We start from the raw sequence: 4,263 nt of genomic DNA on the forward strand, positions 1-4,263 counted from the left end.
GCGGGCGCGTTCGGGGTCGTGGACGCGGGGCGTCCGCCCAGCCGGCGGAATCCGGGGCGGGTGCCATGGTGTGCGAGCGGGGTCATGACACGGGCTCCGTCAGTTCGCGGTCCAGGGGGATGTCGGCCGTGACCGTCACCGCCGCCGGATCCAGGTCGGCCGGGGTCGGCATCACGCTGCCGGGGAGCCGGACGGCGGCGGCGCCGTGGGCGACGGCGGAGGCGAGGGCCTCGGGGCCGGTGCCGCCGGCGATGAGGAAGCCGGCCAGGGAGGCGTCGCCGGCACCGACGTTGCTGCGGACGGCGGACACGCGCGCGCTGCCGAACCACGCCCCGGTGTCCGACACCAGGAGCTGGCCGTCGGCGCCCAGGCTCGCGAGGACGGCGCGTGCGCCCGTCGACCGCAGCTCCTCGGCCGCCTTGAGCGCGTCACCGACGGTCGTCAGGGGGCGTCCGACGGCTTCCGCCAGTTCCTCGGCGTTGGGCTTGACCACATCGGGCCGCGCGCGCAGCGCCTCCAGGAGCGCCCGCCCCGAGGTGTCCAGCGCGATGCGTGCGCCCCCGGCGTGCGCCCGGGTGACGACGTCGGCGTACCAGGAGGGCGCGAGCCCCCGGGGCAGGCTGCCGCAGCACGCGATCCAGTCGGCGTCGCGGGAGTGCGACCGGACGGTGTCCAGGAGGAGTTCCTGCTCGGCCTGGGACAGCTCCGGGCCCGGCGCGTTGATCTTCGTCAGCACCCCGTCGGCCTCCGCGAGCGCGATGTTGGAGCGGGTGGAGCCGGCGACCGAGACCGGCGCGACCTCGATGCCCTGCGCGTCGAGCAGTTCGGCGACGAGCGCCCCCGGCGCGCCGCCCAGCGGCAGGACGGCGACCGTGCGCCGGCCGGCGGCGGCGACGGCGCGCGAGACGTTCACGCCCTTGCCGCCGGGGTCCATGCGCTCGCCGGCGGCGCGGATGACCTCGCCGCGCTCCAGGGCGGGGACCTCGTAGGTGCGGTCGAGGGAGGGGTTGGGGGTGACGGTGAGGATCATGCGCGCACTACTTCCGTGCCGCCGCGTTCGATGGCGGCGGCGTCTTCCGGGCTCAGCCCGCTGTCGGTGATCAGCAGGTCCACATCGCTCAGGTCGCCGAACCGGGCGAAGTGCTCCTGGCCGTGCTTGGAGGAGTCGGCCAGCAGCACCACGCGGCGGGCGGCGGCGACGGCGGCCCGCTTGACCGCGGCCTCGGCGAGGTCGGGGGTGGTCAGACCGTGCTCGGCGGAGAAGCCGTTGGCGGCGACGAACAGCACGTCGGCGCGGATCTCGCCGTACGCGCGCAGCGCCCAGGCGTCCACGGCGGCGCGCGTGCGATGCCGTACCCGCCCCCCGACCAGGTGGAGCTGGATGCCCGGGTGGTCGGCGAGGCGGGCGGCGATCGGCAGGGAGTGCGTGACGACGGTGAGCCGGGCCTCCAGCGGGATGGCCCCGGCCAGGCGGGCCACCGTCGTACCGGCGTCGAGGATCAGCGTGCCCTCGGCCGGCAGCTCGCCGAGGGCGGCCTTGGCGACGCGGTCCTTCTCGTCGGCGGCGGTGGACTCGCGCTCGGTGAGGTCCGGCTCGAAGTCGAGGCGGCCGGCCGGGATGGCACCGCCGTGCACCCGGCGGACGAGACCGGCGCGGTCGAGGGCCTTCAGATCGCGGCGGATCGTCTCCGCGGTGACCTGGAACTCCTCGGCCAGCGACAGCACGTCCACCCGGCCGCCGTCACGGGCGAGCCGGAGGATCTCCTGCTGCCGTTCCGGTGCGTACATGTCCGTTCGCCTCCGCCTCATGCCCGAACGTGTGGTTTCACCGGAAGAGTACGTCCGGTTTTCCGGAATGTAAACAAGTTCGGATGGCAAGCGGGCATGAACGGACTTCCGGTGGGGTCCGGACAGCAGCGGGGCCCGGCACCTGATCGGTACCGGGCCCCGCGTCGTACCTGGTCAGGGAACCAGCTGCGGCTCCTTCGCCACCGCCGGCGCCCCCTGCTCGGCGCCCTCCACGTGCTGCGCCGGGCGCTTCGGCAGGGCGGCCATCAGCAGGAAGATCGCGCCCATGATCCCGGCGACCCACCACAGCGCGTACTGGAAGGCGTCCACGAACGCCGGGCCGACCTCGGCGCGTGTCAGCCGGTCGCCGATCCGCCCGAAGAAGACCACCGACACCAGGCCGAGGCCGAGCGCGTTGCCCATCTGCTGCACGGTGTTGATCAGGCCGGACGCCGAACCGGCGTGCTCGCGGGGCACCTCCGAGAGCACCGCGTCGGTCAGCGGCGCGACGATCAGCCCCATCCCGGCACCCATCACGACCAGCGGCAGGGCCATCTGCCAGGGGGCGATGGCGAGGCCGTAGTGGTGCGCCTCCCACAGGTAGATCAGCACGCCCGCGCCCATCACCAGCGCGCCCGCCTGCAGCACCTTCCGGCCGAACCGCGGCACCAGCTGCTGCACCGACAGCCCGGCGGCCGTGGACACCGCGAGGGAGAACGGCACCCCGGTCAGCCCGGCCCGCAGCGCGCTCCAGCCCAGGCCGATCTGCATGTACAGCGTCCAGACCAGGAAGAAGATGCCGAGCGCGACACCGAAGACGGTCTGCACGGCGATGCCGGCGGCGAAGCTCTTCACCCGGAAGAGGGACAGTTCGACGAGCGGGGAACCGTCCCTGGCCGCCTTCCGTTTCTCGTACGACACCAGCGCCGCGAAGACGACGAGCGCGCCGCCCATGCAGAGGTACCCCCACAGCGGCCAGCCCAGCTCACGCCCCTGGGTGAGCGGATACAGCAGCATCAGCAGGCCCAGCGTGACCAGGGCCACGCCGACGAGGTCCAGCTTCAGCGCCCTGGGCGCCTTCGACTCGGTGATGAAGCGGCGGCCCAGCAGCCAAGCGGCCACACCCACAGGAAGGTTGATGAGGAAGATGGGGCGCCATTCGAGTCCGAACAGGTTCCACTCCGTCAGCAGGGCGCCCAGCAGCGGGCCCGAGACCGCGCCGAGGCCGACGATCGCGCCGAACAGGCCGAAGACCTTGCCGCGTTCATGGGCCGGGAAGGTGGCGTGCACGATGGACAGCACCTGCGGCACCATCAGCGCGGCCATGGCGCCCTGGAGGATGCGGGAGGCGACCAGCATCTCCGGGTTCACGGCGAAACCGCACAGGGCGGAGGCGAGGGTGAAGCCGCCGATACCGACGAGGAACAGCCGCTTGCGGCCGTGGATGTCGCCGAGCCGGCCGCCGGTGATCAGACCGGCCGCGAAGGCGAGGGCGTAGCCGGCGGTTATCCACTGGATCTGGCTGACGCTCGCGTGGGCGCTGCGCTGGATGGACGGGATCGCGATGTTGACGATGGTCACGTCGACCAGGTCCATGAAGGCCGCGGTCATGACGATCGCCAAGGCGATCCACCGGGCGCGGTCCGGCGCCGTGGGGCTGCCCTCGGTCGCTCCGCTCTCCGTCGCCTGTGGCTGGTCGCCCCCCGCGGCATGGCCGCTGGACGCAGGCCCGCGCCCCTTCAAGGTGTTGCTGTCGTTCCGCTTCATGAGGCGAACATAGATCCGCATTAGGTCAGATCGTGTCCTATATCTGCGGCATGCTCAGCGGTATGACGACTGACACTCCCGCTCGGCTGCTTCAGCTCCTCTCCCTCCTCCAGACGCCCCGCGAATGGCCGGGCGGTGAGCTGGCCGACCGGCTCGGGGTGTCGCGGCGCACCGTGCGGCGGGACATNNAGCTGGAGCAGGTGCTGCCCTCCCGGCTGCGCCGTCGGGTGTCCACCCTCCAGGCCGCGACCACGCCGCTGACCAGCGGGGACGGGCCGAGCATCGCGCCGGAGACGCTGACCGTGATGGCGTCGACGGTGGCGGGGCACGAACGGCTCCGGTTCGCCTACCGCGACAAGGACGGCAGCGCCTCCCGGCGGCTGACCGAGCCGCACCGGCTGGTGTCGACGGGGCGGCGCTGGTACCTGGTCGCGTACGACCTCGACCGGGCCGACTGGCGCACCTTCCGGGTCGACCGGGTGAGCGAGCCGTTCGCGACCGGAGTCCGGTTCGCACCGCGGGAGTTGCCGACGGGGAGCGCCGCCGAGTATCTGCGGCAGTCGATCCACCGGCAGCAGGAGACGTACGCGTTCGAGGTGCGGTTCGCCGCCCCGGCCGAGCAGGTCTCCGCACGGGCCCCGCGATGGCTCGGGACACCCGAGGACGACGGCGCGGGCGGCAGCGTCCTGCGCGGCACCACCGGCGACC

The 4,263-nt window shown here is 73.1% G+C and carries 4 protein-coding genes; 1 reads left to right on the forward strand and 3 read right to left on the reverse strand.

Annotation, left to right across the window (positions count from 1 at the left end; all coding sequences use genetic code 11):
- Positions 1-82 precede the first annotated feature (82 nt).
- The 3 genes from pfkB to CCN44_RS23815 all read right to left on the reverse strand — a co-directional run bounded on the left by pfkB (position 83) and on the right by CCN44_RS23815 (position 3,399).
- Positions 83-1,030: a 1-phosphofructokinase gene (gene pfkB / locus CCN44_RS23805; RefSeq protein ID WP_086699380.1), complete on the reverse strand. Its 948-nt coding sequence runs from the start codon at positions 1,028-1,030 to the stop codon at positions 83-85.
- Entirely contained in the window at positions 1,027-1,788 is a 762-nt protein-coding gene (locus tag CCN44_RS23810) for a DeoR/GlpR family DNA-binding transcription regulator (RefSeq protein WP_059250863.1), read from the reverse strand. Before CCN44_RS23810 ends, pfkB begins: the two co-directional genes overlap by 4 nt.
- Before the next feature lie 174 nt (positions 1,789-1,962).
- Positions 1,963-3,399, reverse strand: coding sequence for an MFS transporter (locus tag CCN44_RS23815; protein ID WP_237482860.1), 1,437 nt, complete (start codon positions 3,397-3,399; stop codon positions 1,963-1,965).
- Positions 3,400-3,617: 218 nt separating this feature from the next.
- On the opposite strand from CCN44_RS23815, the gene CCN44_RS23820 reads away from it, so the two are divergent.
- Positions 3,618-4,263 (forward strand): helix-turn-helix transcriptional regulator (locus CCN44_RS23820; protein WP_208639826.1); only part of this gene is annotated, 646 nt, incomplete at its 3' end.

The sequence above is a fragment of the Streptomyces tricolor genome (assembly GCF_002155905.1).
Taxonomy (GTDB): domain Bacteria; phylum Actinomycetota; class Actinomycetes; order Streptomycetales; family Streptomycetaceae; genus Streptomyces; species Streptomyces tricolor.

Excerpts from the sequence above, each read along its gene's own strand:
- pfkB (WP_086699380.1), bottom strand. The coding sequence starts at position 1,030 with ATGATCCTCACCGTCACCCCCAACCCCTCCCTCGACCGCACCTACGAG.
- CCN44_RS23810 (WP_059250863.1), bottom strand. The coding sequence starts at position 1,788 with ATGTACGCACCGGAACGGCAGCAGGAGATCCTCCGGCTCGCCCGTGAC.
- CCN44_RS23815 (WP_237482860.1), bottom strand. The coding sequence starts at position 3,399 with ATGACCGCGGCCTTCATGGACCTGGTCGACGTGACCATCGTCAACATC.